This is a genomic window from Pseudomonas sp. Irchel 3E13 (assembly GCF_900187455.1).
Classification (GTDB): Bacteria; Pseudomonadota; Gammaproteobacteria; order Pseudomonadales; family Pseudomonadaceae; genus Aquipseudomonas.
This window is the reverse complement of record NZ_FYDX01000011.1, coordinates 222,841-242,187: the sequence shown is the minus strand read 5'-3', so window position 1 is coordinate 242,187 and position 19,347 is coordinate 222,841. Positions and strand designations below refer to the sequence as shown.

Below are 19,347 nucleotides of genomic sequence, written 5' to 3'. Positions count from 1 at the left end.
TAGCCACCCCATTTTCAGGTCAACGGCATGATCCCGCCCATCACATCCCCAATCGCCACTGGCCGACTGGCCAGCCGCGCATGAACCCCTTCCAGTTGTGCCGCCGCCACGCTCCAGTCATGCCGCTCGCGAACAAACACTCGTCCTGCCTCGGACAACTGCTGCATCCGCTGGGGCTGGTTGAGCAGTTGGGTGATGGTCAGGGCCAGGTCATCTCCCGCATCACCACCCAGGTAATGCTCGCCACAACGAACCTGCAGCCCCGAAACGCCCTCGCGGGTGGTCACCACTGGCAGTCCTGCGGCCATGGCTTCGAGCAGCTTGATCTTGCAGCCGCCACTCTGGCGCAGCGGGGCGAAGAAGATCGCTGAGTGTTTTTGCAGTTCGCGCAGGTCCGGCAGGTAGCCGACCCACTCGATGCGCGGGTCGTCCCAGCGCAGTTTCCAGTGATCCGGCAGCGCATGGCCGGCGATGGCGAGGCGTACCGCCGGGTTGCTTTGCCAGACTTGCGGCAGGATCTCGTCCAGCGCCCATTCGATGGCTTCCTGGTTGGCGCAATGCTCGAAGTTGCCGACGAACAACAGGCGCTGGCTGCGCGGGCAGAAGCGGATGTCCTGGTAGTGGTCGCAATCGACGCCGTTCACCACCACCTGCGTCGGCCGGCCGGTCATTTCGCTGATCTGCCGGGCATCGTAGGGGCTCACTGCTACCACTTCGCTGGCCTGCTTCAGTACGCGGGTTTCCCAATGGCGGTAGCGCCAGCCGTCGAAGCTGTTGAACGGGCGCAGCCATAGCGGCAGGCGGTCCTGGCAGGCGGCGCCCTTGCGCCATTCGACCTGATGTTCGCTGACGATGAACGGCAGGCCGCTGGCCTGCAGTGCCCGTTCGAACGGCTGGAAGCTGTAGCTGTGCTCGATCTGGATCACGTCCCAATGCTCCTGCAGTAGCGCTTCGAAGCGGTGACGCAGGTGTGGAGCGAGGCCATTGATGCTGGTGCGCATCGGGTAGCTGACATTGAGCGCCGCCAGCAGATTGAGCGGGCTGTGCAAAGGACGGCGCGGCAGTACGATCAGGCGTTCCACCAGCGGCATCAGCGCCTGTCGCGCCGGCTCGGTCAGGGGCACCCTGGACTGGGTCAGCAGAGTGATGCGATGACCTCGCTGCGCCAGGCCGCGCAACAGATTGAACTGGCGGGTCTTGCTGCCACTGGTGGTGGGCCAGGGGAGGTAGGGCAGTGTCCAAAGTACGCGCATGACACTTCCTCGCTTGCCGGAGGGGCTTGGGCGGGTGGAATGAAAACGCCCGCGGCGTCAGCTCGGTGCTGGCTCCGACGTGACGACGCTGCGGGCATCACGGATCATCTTTCGTCAATTAAGTGACTTGTCTGATTGGCTTGGTGAATTTAGCCAATTATTTGTCGAAGCATGGTCGTGCTTGGGGGATCTTTCAAATGTCATTCGTAAGATTGCAGAACTTTACGTGTGCGATGTGCAGCAACTGCCTGTCGCTTGTGGTCGAGATAGGGAGTTGAATGTCCGGCCGAGAAGGGGTCTATCGATGAGCGAACGCAAAGCGCTGCTGATTCTGCATGGCAAGCAGGCGATGAACGAAGACGTCCGCGCCGCAGTGCAGGGCATGCGCGAGCGCGGTTGGCAACTGGATGTGCGCCTGACCTGGGAGGGCGGAGATGCCCAGCGGCTGGTGCATGAAGCGCTGGCGGCCGGTTATCCGCAGCTGATCGCGGGTGGTGGCGACGGCACGCTGCGGGATGTGGTGCACGCCATGGCCGATGCCGACAGCGATGCCAGCCTGGTGCTGTTGCCGCTGGGTACCGCCAACGATTTCGCTCGCGCCGCCGGCATTCCGCTGGAGCCACAGGCAGCGCTGGCGTTGCTGGAGGGCGAGGCGACGTCGATCGATCTGGGTGAGGTCGGCGGTGAGGTGTTTCTCAATATGGGCACCGGTGGCTTTGGCAGCCAGGTGACCGCCAACACCTCGGAGGACCTGAAAAAGGTTCTCGGCGCCGCGGCCTATCTGTTCACCGGTCTGTCGCGTTTCAGCGAATTGAGCGCCGCCTCCGTGAGCCTGCAAGGGCCGGATTTCCATTGGCAGGGCGAGTTGCTGGCGTTGGGCATCGGTAATGGCCGCCAGGCCGGCGGTGGCCATGAGCTGTGCCCGGAGGCGCTGGTGGATGACGGGCTGCTGGACATCAGCATCCTGCCGGCGCCGCAGGAGGTGGTCGGCACCCTGCGCGACCTGCTCAGCGGCGGCCTGGGGCTGGACAGCATGTTCATCCGTGCCCGGCTGCCGTGGGTCGAGGTCAAGGGCTCGCAAGGGCTGGACATCAACCTCGACGGCGAACCGCTGCAAGGCGAAAGCCTGCGCTTCCGGGTGCTGCCCGGCGCGTTGCGGGTGCACATGCCGGCAGGGTCGCCGCTGCTCAGTCGTCGAGGCTGATGATCTGCTCGCGCACGGCGAACAGCACAAGACCGGCCACGTCGTAGATCTGCAGGCGCTTCATGATCTGCGAGCGGTGGGTTTCCACGGTCTTGACGCTCAGGCCGAGGCCGTTGGCGATTTCCCGGGTGGACTTGCCGCGCACGATCAGGCGCAGGATTTCCAGTTGGCGAGCGGTGAGGTTGTGGTTCTCCGCCGGTTCCACCTTCTGCGTGCGCAGCAGCGCCTGGTTGATCACCGTGTGGGCGATGGCCGGGCTGAGGTAGCGCTCGTCATTGCTCAGGGCAGCGAGGGCCTGTTCCAGCTCGGTGGCGGTGGTGTCCTTGAGCAGGTAGCCATGGGCGCCGGTTTCCAGCGCCTGCATGATCAGGTCCGGGTCGGTGTGCATCGACAGGATCAGCACCTTGCAGCGGCTGCCTTCGGCCTGCAGGTGGCTGAGGGCCTCAAGGCCGCCGATGGCGCGCATAGACAGGTCGAGCAGGACGATGTCCGGGTCCAGTTCGTGGATCAGGTCGACCAGTTGGCTGCCATCGCTGGCTTCGCCCACGACGGTGTAGCCGGGAATATCGGATACCAGGGCGCGGACGCCGGCACGGATCAGGGAATGGTCGTCAACCAGCAGCAATTTACAAGTCATGAAGTCTTACTTGAGTTGGCGCGCTCGCGCGAGCGGGGTGCCCAGGGAAGGAGCGCGTCGATCCGCGAGCCTTTGCCAGGCTCGCTGTGGACCGTCAGGCTGCCATTGAGCAGGTGCGCGCGTTCGGCCATGCCGGCCATTCCGCACTGGCCTTCCTCGCCGGGGTGGGAAGAGGGCAGGAAACCCTGGCCATCGTCACTGATCGATAGCGACAGGCCTTCCGGCTTGCGCTGAAACTGCACGATCAGGTTTCGCGCCCGGGCATGGCGCAAAACGTTGGTTATCGCTTCCTGCGTGATACGGAAGGCGGCCATGACCATCTCTTCCGGGAGGCCGTCCAGGCGGCTTTTGCATTCGAGGCTCCAACGCACGTCGGTGTTGTCCAGCGTGCGCGAGAGGTGCGTGCGCAGGCTGGCTTCCAAGCCGAGGCTGTTGAGCTGGCGCGGAGCGAGGCTGGTGGCCAGGCTGCGGGCGTGGGAAAGGGTTTCGTCAAGGGTATCGCGCAAGGCGGCGCACGAATCCTGCAGGGTTTCCGGCAGGCGCCGTTGCAGCCATTCGGCCTGCAGCTTGGCGGCGGTCAGCAGTTGGCCGATGTCGTCGTGCAGTTCGCGGCTCAGGCGCAGCCGCTCGCTTTCCTGCACCTTGAGCAGGCGGTCGGCCAGCTCCTGCGGGGTCATGACGATCACGTCTTTGGGTTTGCGTATCGTGACGAGCACGCCCAGCAGGGTGATGGCCTGTAGCACCAGCAGGATCGGGGGCAGTGGCGTGGCGCTGAAGTAGCAGGCCAGGGCAACCGCCAGCGAAGCCAGGCAAGTCAGTGCTATCGCACGCTGCAACAGGGCCGTGCCGCGTGGGTGCCGGGTGAAGGTCTTGAGGCTTGAGTGCACGGAAAATGAAGCCACTGGAGTATCACTTTTCAAAGCCAGTTCGGGGTTGATTGAAAGGCTTTTTAGAGGGGCCTTCAACAACTTTTATCATCATGTTGCAACGGGCGGTCAGGCACTTTTTTAGTGCGCTGAAAGCGCCATGTTCCAGCAGTGGCAACAGTCGGCAACCGGCTCGGAGCGGCGCATGGTATCACTTCGGGGTCGAATGGTCGCGGGCCGATAATTGGTCTGAATAGTCAGGTTTTGCGGGCTGGTACGGGCGTTCCGCCTGGCGCGGATTCTAGCACTTTGCCACTACGACTGGCGAACTTAAACGTTCATTAAAAAGTCGGATGTACTTTTTCCAAATCGGCAGAGTTGTTTTAGACGGCTGTGCTTAGTTACACGTTAGTGCACGCAAAACACTAGCATGCTGTATGCCGGACAAGTTTTTCGTGTGAGCTTAGTTGTCGTTTGTTTGTCTTCGATCATCTTTCCGTGCGCTGCTGAAGGCTCTGGGATGCAGCGCGCGAGCTGATCAGACGTTTTCGACGGATTGATTGCACGGCGTCCGCGCAGGATCGAGTGCCTTGTCCAGATGTGTGAGCAACTCCTGTTGTTCTTCACTATCCAGATTCAGTGAACCGGTAAACGGATCGATCAACTCGATCTGCCAGGCCAGCAGGCTCAGGCATGCTTCAAGGATACCCAGCGCCGTTCCACGCAGCGGGTTACGGGGATGGCCCGGTTCCAGCAGGGCAATCAGTTGCTCGCAGAAATCGGCGATCTGCACCTGCTCCCGAGGCCCGGCTTTTTCCATAAGGGTGCGGAGGGTGCTGATCAGGCAATCACTGGCATCCGCATCCTCGCCAATCAACTGGAAATGTTGCAAGCAGTCGTGGGCGCGGCTCAAGAGTGCGTGGGCGTCATCCAGGAAATCGTGTAGCGGGCTCATATCCGGTGAGTCGTTCAGCATCAGTCGGCTCCTGGCTGGCATAGGCAACAGGCCTGGAAGCAGACGGGTGACAGGTCAGGGACAGAGGCTGGCCACAGCGAAGTGATAGCGAACAAGGGCCCGACTCCATTCATGCATTGAGAATGGCGTCACATTAATGGCTAACTGATTTCACGAACATCAGGTCCCTCCCGATTGATGGTAGGGGTTTCCCTGATGAGGAATTTAAGGTGTGGCCCCGTTGCGGAGCGGGATGGCAGGAAAAACTGTGAGTGCAGTAAAGCATGATGCTAAAGTGATATCAACGCTTCACGCAGCATTTTCTTCATAGGGTCAAGCTGTCGCATAAGCGGCCGATATAAGGCCGATGCATATTTACCTTTTGCAACAAGCCTGGGGGATTCAATGGCTGGCATTCTCGACTCGGTAGACCAAAGGACACAGCTGGTAGGCGAGAACCGCCTGGAAATCCTCATGTTTCGCCTCGCGGGGCGGCAGTTGTTCGCGATCAACGTCTTCAAGGTGCAGGAAGTCCTGCAGTTGCCCAAGCTGACCCTGATGCCCCAGCGCCACACATACGTCTGCGGCGTGGTCAACCTGCGCGGCCAGACCCTGCCGGTTATCGACCTGTCGCAAGCCATTGGTATGCGTCCCCTGGAACCGGGTCCGAACAGCACCATCATCGTCACCGAGTACAACCGCTCGGTGCAGGCCTTCCTCGTCGGTGGCGTCGACCGCATCGTCAACATGAACTGGGAAGCCATCCTGCCGCCGCCAACCAGCGCGGGGCGTCAGCATTACCTCACCGCCATCAGCAAGGTCGACGAGCAGTTGGTGGAAATCATCGACGTAGAAAAGGTGCTGGCGGAAATCGTGCCGTACAACGCCAAGGTTTCCCGGGAAAAGCTCGACGATCCGGTCCTGCGCCGCGCCTATGGCCGCGAAGTGCTGCTGGTGGACGACTCCACTGTGGCCCTGGCGCAATTGCGTGAAACCCTCTCCCAGTTGGGTGTGAAGTTGCACGTGGCCAGCGATGGCCTCAAGGCCCTGAAAATGCTCAAGGGCTGGGCGGATGCTGGCGAGGATGTCTGTGAAAAACTGCTGATGATCTTCACCGACGCCGAAATGCCGGAAATGGACGGCTATCGCCTGACCACGGAGATCCGCAACGATCCGCGTCTGCGCGCACTGTACGTGGTACTGCACACCTCGCTGTCCGGCAGCTTCAACGAATCCATGGTGAAGAAGGTCGGTTGCGACAACTTCCTCTCCAAATTCCAGCCTGACCGCCTGGTGGATGTGGTTCGCCAGCGCCTGATGCTTGACGAAGCCACCGTCTGACCCCACGCCTGCCCGGCAGCCATTGCCGGGCATCGGGTGTAAGCTGCGCTTTTTCGTCAGGGAGCATCGGCTCATGCGTTTGAGTGCGCTTTATCGTTACCCGGTCAAATCCGCGCAGGGCGAAGCGCTGCAGCAGTCGCCCGCCGGGCTGCTGGGCCTGGCCGGTGATCGTCGCTGGATGCTGGTGGATGCTGGCAACAACCGTTTTCTGACCCAACGCGCTTTCCCACAGATGAGCCAGTTGTCGGCGCTGTATGCGGCTGACGGCGGACTGCTGCTCAATGCACCGGGCCAGCCAACGCTGCATGTCGCGGTGCCGAGCCCGGACGATGCGCTGCGTGGCGTGACCATCTGGCGCGATACCCTCCAGGTTCCGGATGCCGGCGATGGGGCGGCGGAGTGGCTGAGCGCCTTTATGGGGCGTGCGGTGCGCCTGGTGCATGTGCCTGAAAAGCGCACACGCTACTTGCCTTCTGGCTATGGCGAAAACAGTGACCGCGTGGCCTTCGCCGACGGTTTCCCGCTGCTGCTGATTGGTCAGGCGTCGCTTGATGACCTGACACAGCGGGTCGGTCGCCCCATGGAAATGATGCGTTTTCGTCCGAATCTGGTTATCGAGGGCAGCGAACCATTCGCCGAGGACGGCTGGAAACGTATTCGTATTGGCCAGCAGACTTTCCGCGTGGTCAAACCGTGCGGGCGCTGCATCCTCACCACCATCGACCCGGCCACCGGCGAACGCAGCCCGGACCGCGAGCCGTTTGCCACGCTGATGAATTATCGGCAGAAAGAAGGGGAGGCCATGTTCGGCCAGAACCTGGTGGCTGATGGCGAGGGTGTGCTTGAGGTGGGGATGGCGATTGAGGTGCTGGAGTAAAAGCTTGGGCCCATTCGCGAGCAAGCTCGCTCCTACAGGGGCATTGTAGGCGCGAGCTTGCTCGCGAAGGCCCGCTAAAGCGGGCCCCGAGTCCAATCACTGGTCGTCGAAATAACGCTCATGCCAATCCACCAGCGGCTGCGGCGAATTGAGCTTCTGCCCGTAGATCACCGCATAAGACAGCACGTTCTGCACGTACTGGCGGGTTTCGTCGAATGGGATCGATTCGACCCAGACGTCGAAACTCAGGTGGTCCGCACCGCGTAGCCACTGACGCACGCGGCCGGGGCCGGCGTTATACGCCGCCGAGGCGAGCACCCGGTTGCCGTTGAACTGACCATGGACCTGGCTCAGGTACGCCGCGCCGAGCTGGATGTTCTTGTCCGGGTTGAGTACTTGGGCCGGCGAAGCCAGCGGAATGCTGAACTTGCGTGCGGTTTCCTTGGCGGTTGCCGGCATCAGTTGCATCAGGCCGCTGGCGCCGACGCTGGAGCGGGCGTCGTCCATGAACGCACTTTCCTGGCGGGTGATGGCGAATACCCAGCTCGAATGCAGGCCGCGCACCTTGGCTTCGCGTACCAGCGTGTCGCGGTGGGCCATCGGGAAGCGGATATCCAGGTCATCCCAATATTGCGCCTGGCTGATGGTGCGAATGGCCGGGAAGTACCAGCGCAGGTCGTAGGCGATGCGCGCCTGGGCGACCATTTCGTCGCGGTTGAAGTGACGGCTGACGTGGTACCACTCGCGGCGACCGTCAACGATCTGCCCCCGCTCATGGAATTCCAGCGCCCGGCGCACGCCCGGGGTATTGCGCACCTTGTTCATCAGTTGCTGGCTGATCACCAGCGGCTTGTTGTTCAACTGGTACGGCGTTTGTGCGCGGTCGGCGGCGAGGAAACCATAGAAGTCACGCTCGCGCGCCACGGTCTTGTACAGCAACGGGATTTGCGGGTTCTGCGGCTGGGCCAGCTCCAGGCTGCGGGCCTGCCAGTAGCGCCAGCGGTTGGTGGTGGCCAGATCCTGCGGCAGGCGCTTGGTCAGTTCGTAGGCATCTTCCCAGCGACCCAGGCGCAGCAGCAGGCGCAGGCGCCATTCGCTGACGGTGTTGTCGCGCAGTTGCGGGTCGTAGCGGGTCATCAGGTCGAGGCCGCGCGGGTCGTAGCGGCGGGCCAGGGTCAGGCCGATTTCGCGGGCGATGGCGACTTTTTCGTCGCTGGAGAAATGCATGCGGGTGGCGTAGTCGTCCAGCAGCGCCATGGCCCGGTCCGGGTCCTGACGGGCCAGGCGGCGCAAGCCGAGGCTGACCACATCGGACATCGCTTCGTTGACCGGCACGAAGCGCGACGGCTGATTGAGCAGTTCCGGCTTCTGCGCGACATCGATCAGCAGGCGGCCTTGTTCGCCGAGGGTCGGCAGGGTCTTCACCAGATTGGTGGCCAGCGCGTAGTTGCGCGCCTGGGCTGCCAGCTTGGTGCGCTGCCAGCGCTTGGCTTCGGTCAGTTGGCCCTGGGCGGCCCACTGGTCGAACAGTACGTCACAGGCGGCCGGTTGCGACTTGCCTACCAGCCAGAGTTTTTCTGCGGTGGCGAAGCCTTCGGCGCGCAGGCCGTGGCCCAACTGGTATTGGCCGTTGAGGCAGTCCAGTTCGGTGAAATTGAGTTTGGGATCGTAGTACTTGATGAAGGTCTGCCACTCGCCGCGCTCGGCGAGCCAGCGCAACCAGCGCAACTTCATCCAGTTGGCCTGGGGCAGGTCGCCATTCTTGGCCAGGAAGCTCTCGATCTCGGCATTGCTGGAGGTCTTGAGTCGCGCGGTCAGCTCGTCGTAGGCCAGGTACGGCTCCAGCGGATAATCTTGCAGGGCGGCGGCGTAACGTCGGTAGGGCCCGGTATCGCCCTTGGCCAGCGCGCGCTTGGCTTCGTCGTACATCTGGCGTTGTTGGGCGAGGTCGGCAGCCTGCACGGCACCGGCCACGGAGGCCGAGAGGAGCAGGCAGGAAACGATGTTGAGCAGGCGGCGCATGATACTTCCAGACAGTTGACCAAAACGAGTGTCGGCGTCGCCAGCACTGTGGGTTCACGGGCTTAAGCTTAGCCGTTTGCCCGCGCCGGATGAAAGCATTGTGCTTGCATCCGGATGTAACGCGCTGCGGGCTGGCGGACGGCCATGTGTACTGTGTTGCCCGGTCAAGTCAGGTAGAATGCGCGCCCGCTTTCTGGAGAACAACATGACCCTGCTCAAATTCAGCGATGTGTCCCTCGCTTTTGGCACCATGCCCTTACTGGACAAGGTGTCCTGGCAGATCGCCCGTGGTGAGCGGGTCTGCATCATCGGCCGCAACGGCACCGGCAAATCGAGCATGATGCGCCTGGTCAAGGGCGACCAAAAGGCCGATGACGGCGAAATCTGGCGTGCGCCGGGGCTGAAAATCGGTGAGCTGCCGCAAGAATTGCCGGTAGCCGACGACCGTACCGTGTTCGACGTGGTTGCCGAAGGCCTGGCCGGCGTCGGCGCTTTGCTCGCCGAGTACCACCACCTGAGCCAGAACATCCATACCGATGCCGATCTGGAAAAACTCATGCACGTCCAGCAGGACCTGGAAGCCCGCGACGGCTGGCGCTTGCAGCAACTGGTGGACAGCACCCTGAGCCGCCTGCAGTTGCCGGCCGACAAAACCCTGGCCGAGCTGTCCGGTGGCTGGCGCCGCCGCGTACTGCTGGCGCAGGCGCTGGTGTGCGAACCGGACCTGCTGCTCCTCGACGAGCCGACCAACCACCTGGACATCGGTGCCATCGCCTGGCTGGAAGATGCCCTCAGCGGTTTCGGCGGCGCGGTGCTGTTCATCACCCACGACCGTTCCTTCCTGCAGAACCTGGCCACGCGCATTCTTGAACTGGACCGTGGCGGCCTGATCGACTGGAACGGCGACTACGCCAGCTTCCTGGTGCACAAGGAGGCCGCACTGGCCGCCGAGGAAACCGCCAACGCGCTGTTCGACAAGCGCCTGGCCCAGGAAGAAGTCTGGATCCGCCAGGGCATCAAGGCCCGGCGTACCCGTAACGAAGGCCGTGTGCGTGCGCTGAAGGCGCTGCGGGTCGAGCGTAGCGAACGTCGTGAGCGCCAGGGCAAGGCCAATATCCTGATCGAGTCCGCGGAGAAGTCCGGCAAGCAGGTGATGGTGCTGGAAAACGTCAGCTTCGCTCACCCCGGCGGCCCGACCCTGGTCAAGGATTTCTCGATGGTCCTGCAGCGCGAGGACCGTATCGGCCTGCTGGGTGCCAACGGTACCGGCAAGACCACGCTGCTCAAGCTGATGCTGGGTGACCTGGAGCCGACCGCCGGCAAGGTTGATTCGGGTACGCGTCTGGAAGTGGCTTACTTCGACCAGTTGCGCAATCAGCTGGAGCTGGAAAAGACCGTTATCGACAACCTTGCCGAAGGTCGCGACTTCATCGATATCGACGGCCAGAGCCGCCATGTCCTGAGCTACCTGGGTGACTTCCTGTTCAGCCCGCAGCGTGCGCGCACGCCGGTCAAGGCGCTGTCCGGGGGCGAGCGTGCGCGGTTGCTGCTGGCCAAGCTGTTCAGCAAGCCGGCCAACCTGCTGGTACTCGACGAACCGACCAACGACCTCGACGTGGAAACCCTGGAGCTGCTGGAAGAAGTACTGGCGGGCTACAAGGGCACCGTGCTGATGGTCAGCCACGACCGGGCATTCCTCGACAACGTGGTGACCAGCACCCTGGTGTTCGAGGGCGAGGGCAAGGTACGCGAGTATGTCGGCGGCTATCAGGACTGGATCCGCCAGGGCGGTTCGCCGCGTCTGCTGGGCGTCAGCGAGAGCAAGTCCGGCAAGTCCGAGCTGAACACCGCGGTGGTCACCGCGCCTGTGGCCGAGGCTGCGCCGGTTGCAGCGGCTGCGGATACCAAGAAAAAGCTCAGCTACAAGTTCCAGCGCGAGCTGGAAGCCCTGCCGGGCCAGATTGAGGCGGTTGAACAGAAGATCGCCGCGATCCAGCTGCAGATTTCCGATGCGGGCTTCTATCAGAAGTCCAGCGAGCACACCAGCAAGGTGCTGGCTGACCTCGAGCGGATGCAGGCAGAGCTGGACGTGCTGGTCGAGCGCTGGGCCGAACTGGACGGTTGAGGCGGGAAGGGGCCCGGAGCGAAAGCTCCGGGCCTTTTTGCGTTACTCGGCTTTCTTCTGCAGGCGGACCGCCAGGACATCGCACGGCGCGCCGTGCAGCACGTCATTGGCGGTTGAGCCGAGCAGCAGGGCCAGGCCGTGGCGGCCATGGCTGCCGACCACGATCAGGTCGCATTTCTGCTCCTTGGCCAACTGGTGGATCTCCTGGCGTGGCTGGCCATAGGTCAGGTGCGAATCGCCGCGATTGATTTCCGGGTATTTGTTGAACAGACGCTCCAGGCGCTCCTTGGCCTGGTCGAACTGCTGCTGTTGCAGTTGCGACAGGTCCATCGGCACGTCGCCACCAAACGCCATGGCCATCGGCTCGACGATATGTACCAGCGACACTTTGGCATTGCCCGGGGTGGCCAGCTCGCGGGCGCGTTTGATGACCGGGTCGCATTCTTCGGTCAGGTCGACGGCGACCAGTATGTGTTCGTAGGGCATGAGAGGCTCTCCTGACAATCGCGATAGTTAAAGTATGGTCCGTTTCAGGCTGATCGCATCCAGTGCGGCTAACCAGCTCATTTGCAAAGTCTTGATAGGAATAACAGATATGACGGTCTGGGTAGTAGTGTCAATCCTCGCGCTGATCCTCAGTCCGCTGGCCTGGCTGTTGCCTTCGCGGCGCATGAGCGGGCGTATGGCGCTGCGCCTGGAGGCTCGACGCATGGGGCTGGCGATGCAGCTTGCACCGCAGACCTGGCCGCACTGGCTGCCGGAAGAACCACCGGGCACCTGTGCGCAATACCATCAGGGCCGACGCCGTGGCAGCAGCGATGTCTGGTGTTATTGGCAAACCACGCCGGGCACCTGGCTCAACCAGTGGCGCGAGCCCTGCGTCGATGAGCGGGTGCTGGAACAGCTCAAGCGGTTGCCGGCGAGTGTCTATAAAGTCGAGGCCACTGCGCAGATGGTCGCCCTCTGCTGGGGTGAGCGTGAGGATGCCTCGGTGTTGCAGGATGTTGCTGATGCGTTGAAAACCCTCGCATGAAAAAGCCCGCCAGGTTTCCCGGGCGGGCTGCATGCATCGAAAAAAAGGCCAGGCAGGCCGGGAAGTGCTTCAGTAGCTCGCAGTGTAGTGCGCGATTTATTTTCGTGCCCGGTAAAACGCCCTTCTTTTTTCTCCTCCACGCTGTTTATGCACCGGATCCATTTGCCGCGCGCAACGTCTAATCGCTTACGTGAATGATGGTGGATCACCGTCATGGCGAGTTGCTCAAGTCTCAACCAGAAATGACCGGAAAGTCGCGTTTGTCCAGCGCTCATGGGGGTTTGACAAAGCCGACCATTTCGGTAACTGTGTGCACACCCGAATCAAACGGGCGTATGAATTGAGCGTTTGTATCGTCAGAAAGCTCGTACAGAATCCCGACTATCGCGCTGACGGGTATGTCTGGGACAACGGATCGACATCCAACGGCCATGAGCCGGTCGACCGTCGTCACAGCGATCAGCGTGTACAGTTCAGCTTCCATATCGTGGAGATCAGTTGATGATTTACGAAGGTAAAGCCATCACGGTTAAGGCTCTTGAAAGCGGCATCGTCGAACTGAAGTTCGACCTCAAGGGTGAGTCCGTCAACAAATTCAACCGTCTTACCCTGAACGAACTGCGTCAGGCGGTGGACACCATCAAGGCCGACGCATCGATCAAAGGCGTGATTGTCAGCAGTGGCAAGGACGTCTTCATCGTCGGCGCGGACATCACCGAGTTTGTCGATAACTTCAAGCTGCCCGAGGCCGACCTGGTCGCCGGCAACCTGGAAGCCAACCGCATTTTCAGCGACTTTGAAGACCTCGGCGTGCCGACTGTCGTTGCCATCAACGGCATCGCCTTGGGCGGCGGCCTGGAAATGTGCCTCGCGGCCGACTTCCGCGTCATGTCCAGCAGCGCCAAGATCGGCCTGCCGGAAGTCAAACTGGGTATCTACCCGGGCTTCGGCGGTACCGTTCGCCTGCCGCGCCTGATCGGCGCCGACAACGCGGTCGAGTGGATCGCATCGGGCAAGGAAAACCGTGCTGAAGACGCGCTGAAAGTTGGCGCTGTCGACGCTGTTGTCGCCCCCGAGAAGCTGGCTGAAGCAGCTCTGGACCTGATCAAGCGCGCCATCAGCGGCGAGTTCGACCACAAGGCCAAGCGTCAGCCGAAGCTGGAAAAACTCAAGCTCAACGCCATCGAGCAGATGATGGCCTTCGAAACCGCCAAGGGCTTCGTTGCTGGCCAGGCCGGCCCGAACTACCCAGCGCCGGTCGAAGCGATCAAGACCATCCAGAAAGCCGCCAACTTCGGTCGGGACAAGGCGCTGGAAGTCGAGGCCGCCGGCTTCGCCAAACTGGCCAAGACTTCGGTTGCCGAAAGCCTGATCGGCCTGTTCCTGAACGACCAGGAACTCAAGCGCAAAGCCAAGGCCCACGACGAAATCGCCCATGACGTGAAGCAGGCCGCCGTACTCGGCGCCGGCATCATGGGTGGCGGTATCGCCTACCAGTCCGCGGTCAAGGGCACGCCGATCCTGATGAAGGATATCCGCGAGGAAGCCATCCAGCTGGGCCTGAACGAAGCCTCCAAGCTGCTTGGCAAGCGCGTCGAAAAAGGCCGTCTGACCCCGGCCAAGATGGCCGAGGCGCTGAACGCGATTCGTCCGACCCTGTCCTACGGCGATTTCGCCAACGTCGACATCGTCGTTGAAGCCGTGGTCGAAAATCCGAAAGTCAAGCAGGCCGTTCTGGCCGAGGTCGAAGGCCAGGTCAAGGACGATGCGATTCTCGCCTCGAACACCTCGACCATCTCCATCAACCTGCTGGCCAAGGCGCTCAAGCGTCCGGAAAACTTTGTCGGCATGCACTTCTTCAACCCGGTGCACATGATGCCGCTGGTCGAAGTCATCCGTGGCGAGAAGTCCAGTGAAGTGGCCGTCGCCACCACCGTGGCCTACGCCAAGAAAATGGGCAAGAACCCGATCGTCGTCAACGACTGCCCGGGCTTCCTGGTCAACCGCGTGCTGTTCCCGTACTTCGGCGGTTTCGCCAAGCTGGTCAGCGCTGGTGTGGACTTCGTCCGCATCGATAAAGTCATGGAAAAATTTGGCTGGCCGATGGGCCCGGCGTACCTGATGGACGTGGTCGGCATCGACACCGGCCACCACGGTCGCGACGTAATGGCCGAGGGCTTCCCGGACCGCATGAAGGATGATCGTCGTTCGGCTGTCGATGCGCTGTACGAAGCCAACCGCCTGGGCCAGAAGAACGGCAAGGGCTTCTACTCCTACGAAACCGACAAGCGCGGAAAGCCGAAGAAAGTCGCTGACGCCTCGGTCCTCGAAGTGCTCAAGCCGATCATTTTCGAACAACGCGAAGTCACTGATGAAGACATCATCAACTGGATGATGGTCCCGCTGTGCCTGGAGACCGTGCGCTGCCTGGAAGACGGCATCGTCGAAACCGCGGCCGAGGCCGACATGGGCCTGGTTTACGGCATTGGTTTCCCTCCCTTCCGGGGCGGCGCGCTGCGTTACATCGATTCGATCGGTGTGGCCGAATTCGTTGCCCTGGCAGACAAGTACGCCGATCTGGGTCCGCTGTACCACCCCACCGCGAAGCTGCGTGAAATGGCCAAAAATGGTCAGAGCTTCTTCGGTTAAGCGCCCAACGGTATAGAGCGAGAGAAAATATATGAGCCTGAATCCAAGAGACGTGGTGATTGTCGACTTCGGTCGCACACCGATGGGCCGCTCCAAGGGTGGCATGCACCGCAATACCCGCGCCGAAGACATGTCCGCGCACCTGATCAGCAAGGTCCTGGAGCGCAACAGCAAGGTCGACCCGGCTGAAGTCGAGGACGTGATCTGGGGCTGTGTGAACCAGACCCTGGAGCAGGGCTGGAACATCGCGCGCATGGCGTCGCTGATGACCCAGATCCCGCACACTGCTGCGGGCCAGACCGTCAGCCGCCTGTGCGGCTCGTCCATGAGCGCGCTGCACACCGCCGCTCAGGCGATCATGACCGGCAACGGTGATGTGTTCGTCGTCGGTGGTGTCGAGCACATGGGCCACGTCAGCATGATGCACGGCGTCGATCCGAACCCGCACATGTCGCTGTACGCCGCCAAGGCGTCGGGCATGATGGGCCTGACCGCCGAGATGCTCGGCAAAATGCACGGCATCAGCCGTGAACAGCAGGATCTGTTCGGTCTGCGCTCCCACCAGCTCGCCCACAAGGCGACCGTGGAAGGCAAGTTCAAGGACGAGATCATCCCGATGCAGGGTTACGACGAGAATGGCTTCCTCAAGGTCTTCGACTACGATGAAACCATTCGTCCGGACACCACCCTGGAAAGCCTGGCTGCACTGCGCCCTGCGTTCAACCCGAAAGGCGGGACCGTGACTGCGGGTACTTCCTCGCAGATCACCGATGGCGCTTCGTGCATGATCGTGATGTCGGCCCAGCGTGCCCAGGACCTGGGCATCCAGCCGCTGGCCGTGATCCGCTCGATGGCGGTGGCCGGTGTCGACCCGGCGATCATGGGGTACGGCCCGGTGCCGGCGACCCAGAAAGCGCTCAAACGCGCGGGTCTGAGCATTGCCGACATCGACTTCTTCGAGCTCAACGAAGCCTTCGCTGCACAGGCCCTGCCGGTGCTGAAGGATCTGAAAGTGCTCGACAAGATGGACGAGAAGGTTAACCTGCACGGCGGCGCGATTGCTTTGGGCCATCCGTTCGGTTGCTCGGGTGCACGGATTTCCGGCACTCTGCTCAACGTCATGAAGCAGAACGGCGGTACCTTCGGCGTGTCGACCATGTGCGTCGGCCTCGGTCAGGGTATCACCACGGTCTTCGAGCGCGTCTGATCGCGTGGTTGACCAAACCGGGGCCTGGTGCCCCGGTTTTTGTTTTTTCGGAATTTTTTTTCAAGAGGGCCAGCGGCATGCAGATACAACCAGGCGTATACCGGCACTACAAGGGGCCTGAGTACCGTGTCTTCAGCGTTGCACAGCATTCCGAGACCGAGGAGTGGGTGGTGTTTTACCAAGCCCTGTACGGCGAATTCGGTCTTTGGGTCAGGCCTCTTTCGATGTTTCTCGAGTCGGTCGAAGTTGACGGCGAGCAGGTGCCACGCTTTGCTTTGATTGAGGCGGAAACGACACTGTTTTCCCGTCCGGATGGTGCAGGCGGCTGAACTCCCGCGCTTGACCTCATTCTATAGCCACTATATATAGCGGTGCCGCGTCAGGTACCTGCCGTGTTTTTATTTTCAGTATTCAGGAATTTTCCGATCCATGGGCAAATCGCTGGTCATTGTGGAATCCCCGGCTAAGGCCAAGACCATCAACAAGTACCTGGGCAACCAGTACGTGGTGAAGTCGAGTATCGGCCATATCCGAGACCTGCCCACCAGCGGTTCGGCCAGTGCCACCAAGGAACCGGCTGCCAAGCGTGGCAAGACCGCGGGCGAGGCCCCGGCGCTGTCGCCCAAGGAAAAGGCGCGCAAGCAACTGGTCGCCCGCATGGGTGTCGATCCCGATCATGGCTGGAAAGCCAAGTACGAGATTCTCCCGGGCAAGGAGAAGGTGATCGAGGAGCTGCGCCGCCTCGCCAAGGATGCCGACACCATCTATCTCGCAACCGACTTGGACCGCGAAGGGGAAGCCATTGCCTGGCACCTGCGGGAAGCCATCGGTGGGGATGACAGCCGCTACAAGCGCGTGGTGTTCAACGAAATCACCAAGAAGGCCATCCAGGAAGCTTTCTCCCAGCCAGGCGAGCTGGATATCGACCGGGTCAACGCGCAGCAGGCCCGCCGCTTCCTCGACCGCGTGGTCGGTTACATGGTCTCGCCGCTGCTGTGGCAGAAGATTGCCCGGGGCCTGTCGGCCGGCCGCGTGCAGTCGGTAGCCGTGAAGCTGGTGGTGGAGCGTGAGCGGGAAATCCGTGCCTTCATCCCGGAAGAATACTGGGAAGTCCACGCTGACCTCGGTACTGCCAAGAACGCCAAGGTGCGCTTCGAGGTTGCCCGGGAAAAAGGCGAGGCCTTCAAGCCGCTGAACGAAGCACAGGCCATGGCGGCCCTGGAAAAGCTCAAGTCTTCCAGCTACACCGTGGCCAAGCGCGAAGACCGCCCGACCAGCAGCAAGCCGTCGGCACCCTTCATCACTTCGACCCTGCAGCAGGCGGCGAGCAATCGCCTCGGCTTCGGCGTGAAGAAGACCATGATGATGGCGCAACGGCTCTATGAAGCGGGCTACATCACCTATATGCGTACCGACTCGACCAACCTGTCGACGGACGCACTGGAGATGGCGCGCAGCTACATCGAAAGCGAATTCGGCAAGAAATACCTGCCCGAGGCCCCGCTGGTCTACGGCAGCAAGGAAGGCGCCCAGGAGGCGCACGAAGCGATTCGTCCTTCCGACGTCAATACCCATCCGAGCAAGCTCAGCGGCATGGAGCGCGATGCAGAGCGCCTGTACGAGCTGATCTGGCGTCAGTTCCTGGCCTGCCAGATGCCACCGGCGCAGTACCTGTCGACCACTGTCAGCGTTGCCGCAGGTGATTTCGAGCTGCGCGCCAAGGGCCGCATCCTCAAGTTCGACGGTTACACCCGGGTGCTGCCGCAGCAAAGCAAACCGGGCGACGACGACGTTCTGCCGGAAATGAACCAGGGCGAAGTGCTCAAGCTGATCCAGATTGATCCGAGCCAGCACTTCACCAAGCCGCCTGCGCGTTACTCCGAGGCAAGTCTGGTCAAGGAAATGGAAAAACGCGGTATCGGTCGTCCATCGACCTACGCGGCAATCATTTCCACCATCCAGGACCGCGGCTACGTGACCCTGCACAACCGCCGCTTCTACTCCGAGAAGATGGGCGACATTGTCACCGAGCGCCTGTCGGAGAGCTTCTCCAACCTCATGGACTACGGCTTCACCGCCGGCATGGAGGAGAACCTCGACGACGTGGCCCATGGCGAGCGTGACTGGAAGAACGTGCTGGACGAGTTCTACGGTGATTTCAGCAAGAAGCTGCAGGTCGCCGAGGCCAGCGAAAACGGCATGCGCGCTAACCAGCCGACCCCGACCGACATTCCATGCAAGGAATGCGGCCGGCACATGATGATCCGCACCGCGTCCACCGGTGTGTTCCTCGGTTGCTCGGGCTACAGCCTGCCGCCGAAAGAGCGCTGCAAGGCCACCGTGAACCTGGTGCCGGGCGACGAGATTGCCGCGGATGACGAAGGCGAGTCCGAATCCCTCGTGCTGCTTGGCAAGCACCGTTGCCCGATCTGCTCGACGGCGATGGATGCCTACCTGCTGGACGAGAAGCGCAAGCTGCACATCTGTGGCAACAACCCGGACTGCACCGGCTACGAGATCGAGGAAGGCAACTACCGGATCAAGGGCTACGAAGGTCCGAGCCTGGAATGCGACAAGTGCGGCAGTGAAATGCAGCTCAAGACCGGGCGTTTCGGCAAGTTCTTCGGTTGCACCAACTCGGAGTGCAAGAACACCCGCAAGCTGCTCAAGAACGGCGAAGCAGCGCCACCGAAGATGGACAAGGTGGACATGCCGGAGCTCAAGTGCGAGAAGGTCAACGACACCTACGTGCTGCGTGACGGTGCTTCCGGGCTGTTCCTGGCTGCCAGCCAGTTCCCGAAAAACCGCGAAACCCGCGCGCCGCTGGTGATCGAGATCATCCCGCACAAGCATGAGATCGATCCGAAGTACCACTTCCTTTGCGAAGCGCCGCAGAAGGATCCGGATGGTCGCCCGGCGGTGATTCGCTACAGCCGCAAGACCAAGGAGCAGTACGTGCAGACCGAAGTGGAAGGCAAGCCGACCGGCTGGCGTGCGTTCTATGACGGCAATGCGTGGAAGATCGAAGACAAGCGCTAAGCGCTGATCTTCGCGTTCGAGGGCCGTGTCTGACAGTGTCGGACACGGCTTTTTTGTTTGTCTGGACGGACCTTATCCATCACAGATCCTTGCGCGGGGGAAACGCTTCCCCGAAACTGACAGACCTCGCCCCGCAGCC

Annotated in this window: 15 protein-coding genes; 9 read left to right on the top strand and 6 right to left on the bottom strand. The window is 61.7% G+C overall.

The features are described from left to right. Window positions 1-14: 14 nt before the first annotated feature. Window positions 15-1,253 (bottom strand): glycosyltransferase family 4 protein, encoded by a 1,239-nt coding sequence (locus tag CKW37_RS20790; RefSeq protein WP_095157964.1) that lies wholly within the window; start codon window positions 1,251-1,253, stop codon window positions 15-17. 304 nt (window positions 1,254-1,557) lie between these two features. Here CKW37_RS20790 and yegS point away from each other — a divergent pair, with 304 nt between their 5' ends. Next, entirely contained in the window at window positions 1,558-2,457 is a 900-nt protein-coding gene (gene yegS / locus CKW37_RS20785) for a lipid kinase YegS (protein ID WP_095157962.1), read from the top strand. On the opposite strand, the gene CKW37_RS20780 is transcribed toward yegS, so the two are convergent. From CKW37_RS20780 to CKW37_RS20770, 3 genes are all read right to left on the bottom strand, one after another. Then, window positions 2,441-3,094: a response regulator transcription factor gene (locus tag CKW37_RS20780; RefSeq protein ID WP_095157960.1), complete on the bottom strand. Its 654-nt coding sequence runs from the start codon at window positions 3,092-3,094 to the stop codon at window positions 2,441-2,443. The two genes, yegS and CKW37_RS20780, sit on opposite strands and share 17 nt — an antisense overlap. Beyond that, window positions 3,091-3,996: a sensor histidine kinase gene (locus CKW37_RS20775; protein ID WP_256587814.1), complete on the bottom strand. Its 906-nt coding sequence runs from the start codon at window positions 3,994-3,996 to the stop codon at window positions 3,091-3,093. Before CKW37_RS20775 ends, CKW37_RS20780 begins: the two co-directional genes overlap by 4 nt. A gap of 502 nt (window positions 3,997-4,498) precedes the next feature. Then, window positions 4,499-4,936 carry a histidine kinase gene (locus CKW37_RS20770; RefSeq protein ID WP_095157958.1) on the bottom strand — a complete coding sequence of 146 codons (438 nt, stop codon included), beginning with the start codon at window positions 4,934-4,936 and terminating at the stop codon, window positions 4,499-4,501. 384 nt (window positions 4,937-5,320) lie between these two features. On the opposite strand from CKW37_RS20770, the gene CKW37_RS20765 reads away from it, so the two are divergent. Together CKW37_RS20765 and CKW37_RS20760 are read left to right on the top strand one after the other, a co-directional pair. Next, window positions 5,321-6,256: a chemotaxis protein CheV gene (locus CKW37_RS20765; protein ID WP_095157957.1), complete on the top strand. Its 936-nt coding sequence runs from the start codon at window positions 5,321-5,323 to the stop codon at window positions 6,254-6,256. A gap of 73 nt (window positions 6,257-6,329) precedes the next feature. Then, the gene (locus CKW37_RS20760) at window positions 6,330-7,133 is read left to right on the top strand and encodes an MOSC domain-containing protein (RefSeq protein ID WP_095157955.1); all 804 of its coding nucleotides are present in this window, start codon (window positions 6,330-6,332) and stop codon (window positions 7,131-7,133) included. Between the two features lie 96 nt (window positions 7,134-7,229). Here the strand turns inward: CKW37_RS20760 and CKW37_RS20755 are convergent, their stop codons facing one another. Next, window positions 7,230-9,155 (bottom strand): transglycosylase SLT domain-containing protein, encoded by a 1,926-nt coding sequence (locus CKW37_RS20755; protein WP_371864317.1) that lies wholly within the window; start codon window positions 9,153-9,155, stop codon window positions 7,230-7,232. Between the two features lie 205 nt (window positions 9,156-9,360). On the opposite strand from CKW37_RS20755, the gene CKW37_RS20750 reads away from it, so the two are divergent. Then, the gene (locus CKW37_RS20750; RefSeq protein WP_095157952.1) at window positions 9,361-11,280 is read left to right on the top strand and encodes an ATP-binding cassette domain-containing protein; all 1,920 of its coding nucleotides are present in this window, start codon (window positions 9,361-9,363) and stop codon (window positions 11,278-11,280) included. 42 nt (window positions 11,281-11,322) lie between these two features. On the opposite strand, the gene CKW37_RS20745 is transcribed toward CKW37_RS20750, so the two are convergent. Continuing rightward, window positions 11,323-11,766: a universal stress protein gene (locus CKW37_RS20745; RefSeq protein WP_095157951.1), complete on the bottom strand. Its 444-nt coding sequence runs from the start codon at window positions 11,764-11,766 to the stop codon at window positions 11,323-11,325. 109 nt (window positions 11,767-11,875) lie between these two features. On the opposite strand from CKW37_RS20745, the gene CKW37_RS20740 reads away from it, so the two are divergent. The 5 genes from CKW37_RS20740 (at window position 11,876) to topA (ending at window position 19,208) form a co-directional block, all read left to right on the top strand. Then, window positions 11,876-12,313 (top strand): hypothetical protein, encoded by a 438-nt coding sequence (locus CKW37_RS20740; RefSeq protein WP_095157949.1) that lies wholly within the window; start codon window positions 11,876-11,878, stop codon window positions 12,311-12,313. Between the two features lie 501 nt (window positions 12,314-12,814). Beyond that, window positions 12,815-14,962, top strand: coding sequence for a fatty acid oxidation complex subunit alpha FadB (gene fadB / locus CKW37_RS20730; protein WP_095157945.1), 2,148 nt, complete (start codon window positions 12,815-12,817; stop codon window positions 14,960-14,962). A gap of 31 nt (window positions 14,963-14,993) precedes the next feature. Next, window positions 14,994-16,169: an acetyl-CoA C-acyltransferase FadA gene (gene fadA / locus CKW37_RS20725; protein WP_095157943.1), complete on the top strand. Its 1,176-nt coding sequence runs from the start codon at window positions 14,994-14,996 to the stop codon at window positions 16,167-16,169. A gap of 77 nt (window positions 16,170-16,246) precedes the next feature. After that, window positions 16,247-16,498, top strand: coding sequence for a DUF1653 domain-containing protein (locus CKW37_RS20720; protein WP_095157941.1), 252 nt, complete (start codon window positions 16,247-16,249; stop codon window positions 16,496-16,498). A gap of 100 nt (window positions 16,499-16,598) precedes the next feature. Continuing rightward, window positions 16,599-19,208, top strand: coding sequence for a type I DNA topoisomerase (topA, locus tag CKW37_RS20715; RefSeq protein ID WP_095157939.1), 2,610 nt, complete (start codon window positions 16,599-16,601; stop codon window positions 19,206-19,208). Window positions 19,209-19,347: the final 139 nt, after the last annotated feature.

What these genes read in the sequence shown, in the direction of transcription:
- CKW37_RS20740 (WP_095157949.1), top strand. Translation starts at nt 11,876, where the DNA reads ATGACGGTCTGGGTAGTAGTGTCAATCCTCGCGCTGATCCTCAGTCCG.
- CKW37_RS20780 (WP_095157960.1), bottom strand. Translation starts at nt 3,094, where the DNA reads ATGACTTGTAAATTGCTGCTGGTTGACGACCATTCCCTGATCCGTGCC.
- CKW37_RS20790 (WP_095157964.1), bottom strand. Translation starts at nt 1,253, where the DNA reads ATGCGCGTACTTTGGACACTGCCCTACCTCCCCTGGCCCACCACCAGT.
- CKW37_RS20745 (WP_095157951.1), bottom strand. Translation starts at nt 11,766, where the DNA reads ATGCCCTACGAACACATACTGGTCGCCGTCGACCTGACCGAAGAATGC.
- CKW37_RS20770 (WP_095157958.1), bottom strand. Translation starts at nt 4,936, where the DNA reads ATGCTGAACGACTCACCGGATATGAGCCCGCTACACGATTTCCTGGAT.
- topA (WP_095157939.1), top strand. Translation starts at nt 16,599, where the DNA reads ATGGGCAAATCGCTGGTCATTGTGGAATCCCCGGCTAAGGCCAAGACC.
- CKW37_RS20720 (WP_095157941.1), top strand. Translation starts at nt 16,247, where the DNA reads ATGCAGATACAACCAGGCGTATACCGGCACTACAAGGGGCCTGAGTAC.
- CKW37_RS20755 (WP_371864317.1), bottom strand. Translation starts at nt 9,155, where the DNA reads ATGCGCCGCCTGCTCAACATCGTTTCCTGCCTGCTCCTCTCGGCCTCC.
- CKW37_RS20765 (WP_095157957.1), top strand. Translation starts at nt 5,321, where the DNA reads ATGGCTGGCATTCTCGACTCGGTAGACCAAAGGACACAGCTGGTAGGC.
- fadB (WP_095157945.1), top strand. Translation starts at nt 12,815, where the DNA reads ATGATTTACGAAGGTAAAGCCATCACGGTTAAGGCTCTTGAAAGCGGC.
- yegS (WP_095157962.1), top strand. Translation starts at nt 1,558, where the DNA reads ATGAGCGAACGCAAAGCGCTGCTGATTCTGCATGGCAAGCAGGCGATG.
- CKW37_RS20760 (WP_095157955.1), top strand. Translation starts at nt 6,330, where the DNA reads ATGCGTTTGAGTGCGCTTTATCGTTACCCGGTCAAATCCGCGCAGGGC.
- fadA (WP_095157943.1), top strand. Translation starts at nt 14,994, where the DNA reads ATGAGCCTGAATCCAAGAGACGTGGTGATTGTCGACTTCGGTCGCACA.
- CKW37_RS20750 (WP_095157952.1), top strand. Translation starts at nt 9,361, where the DNA reads ATGACCCTGCTCAAATTCAGCGATGTGTCCCTCGCTTTTGGCACCATG.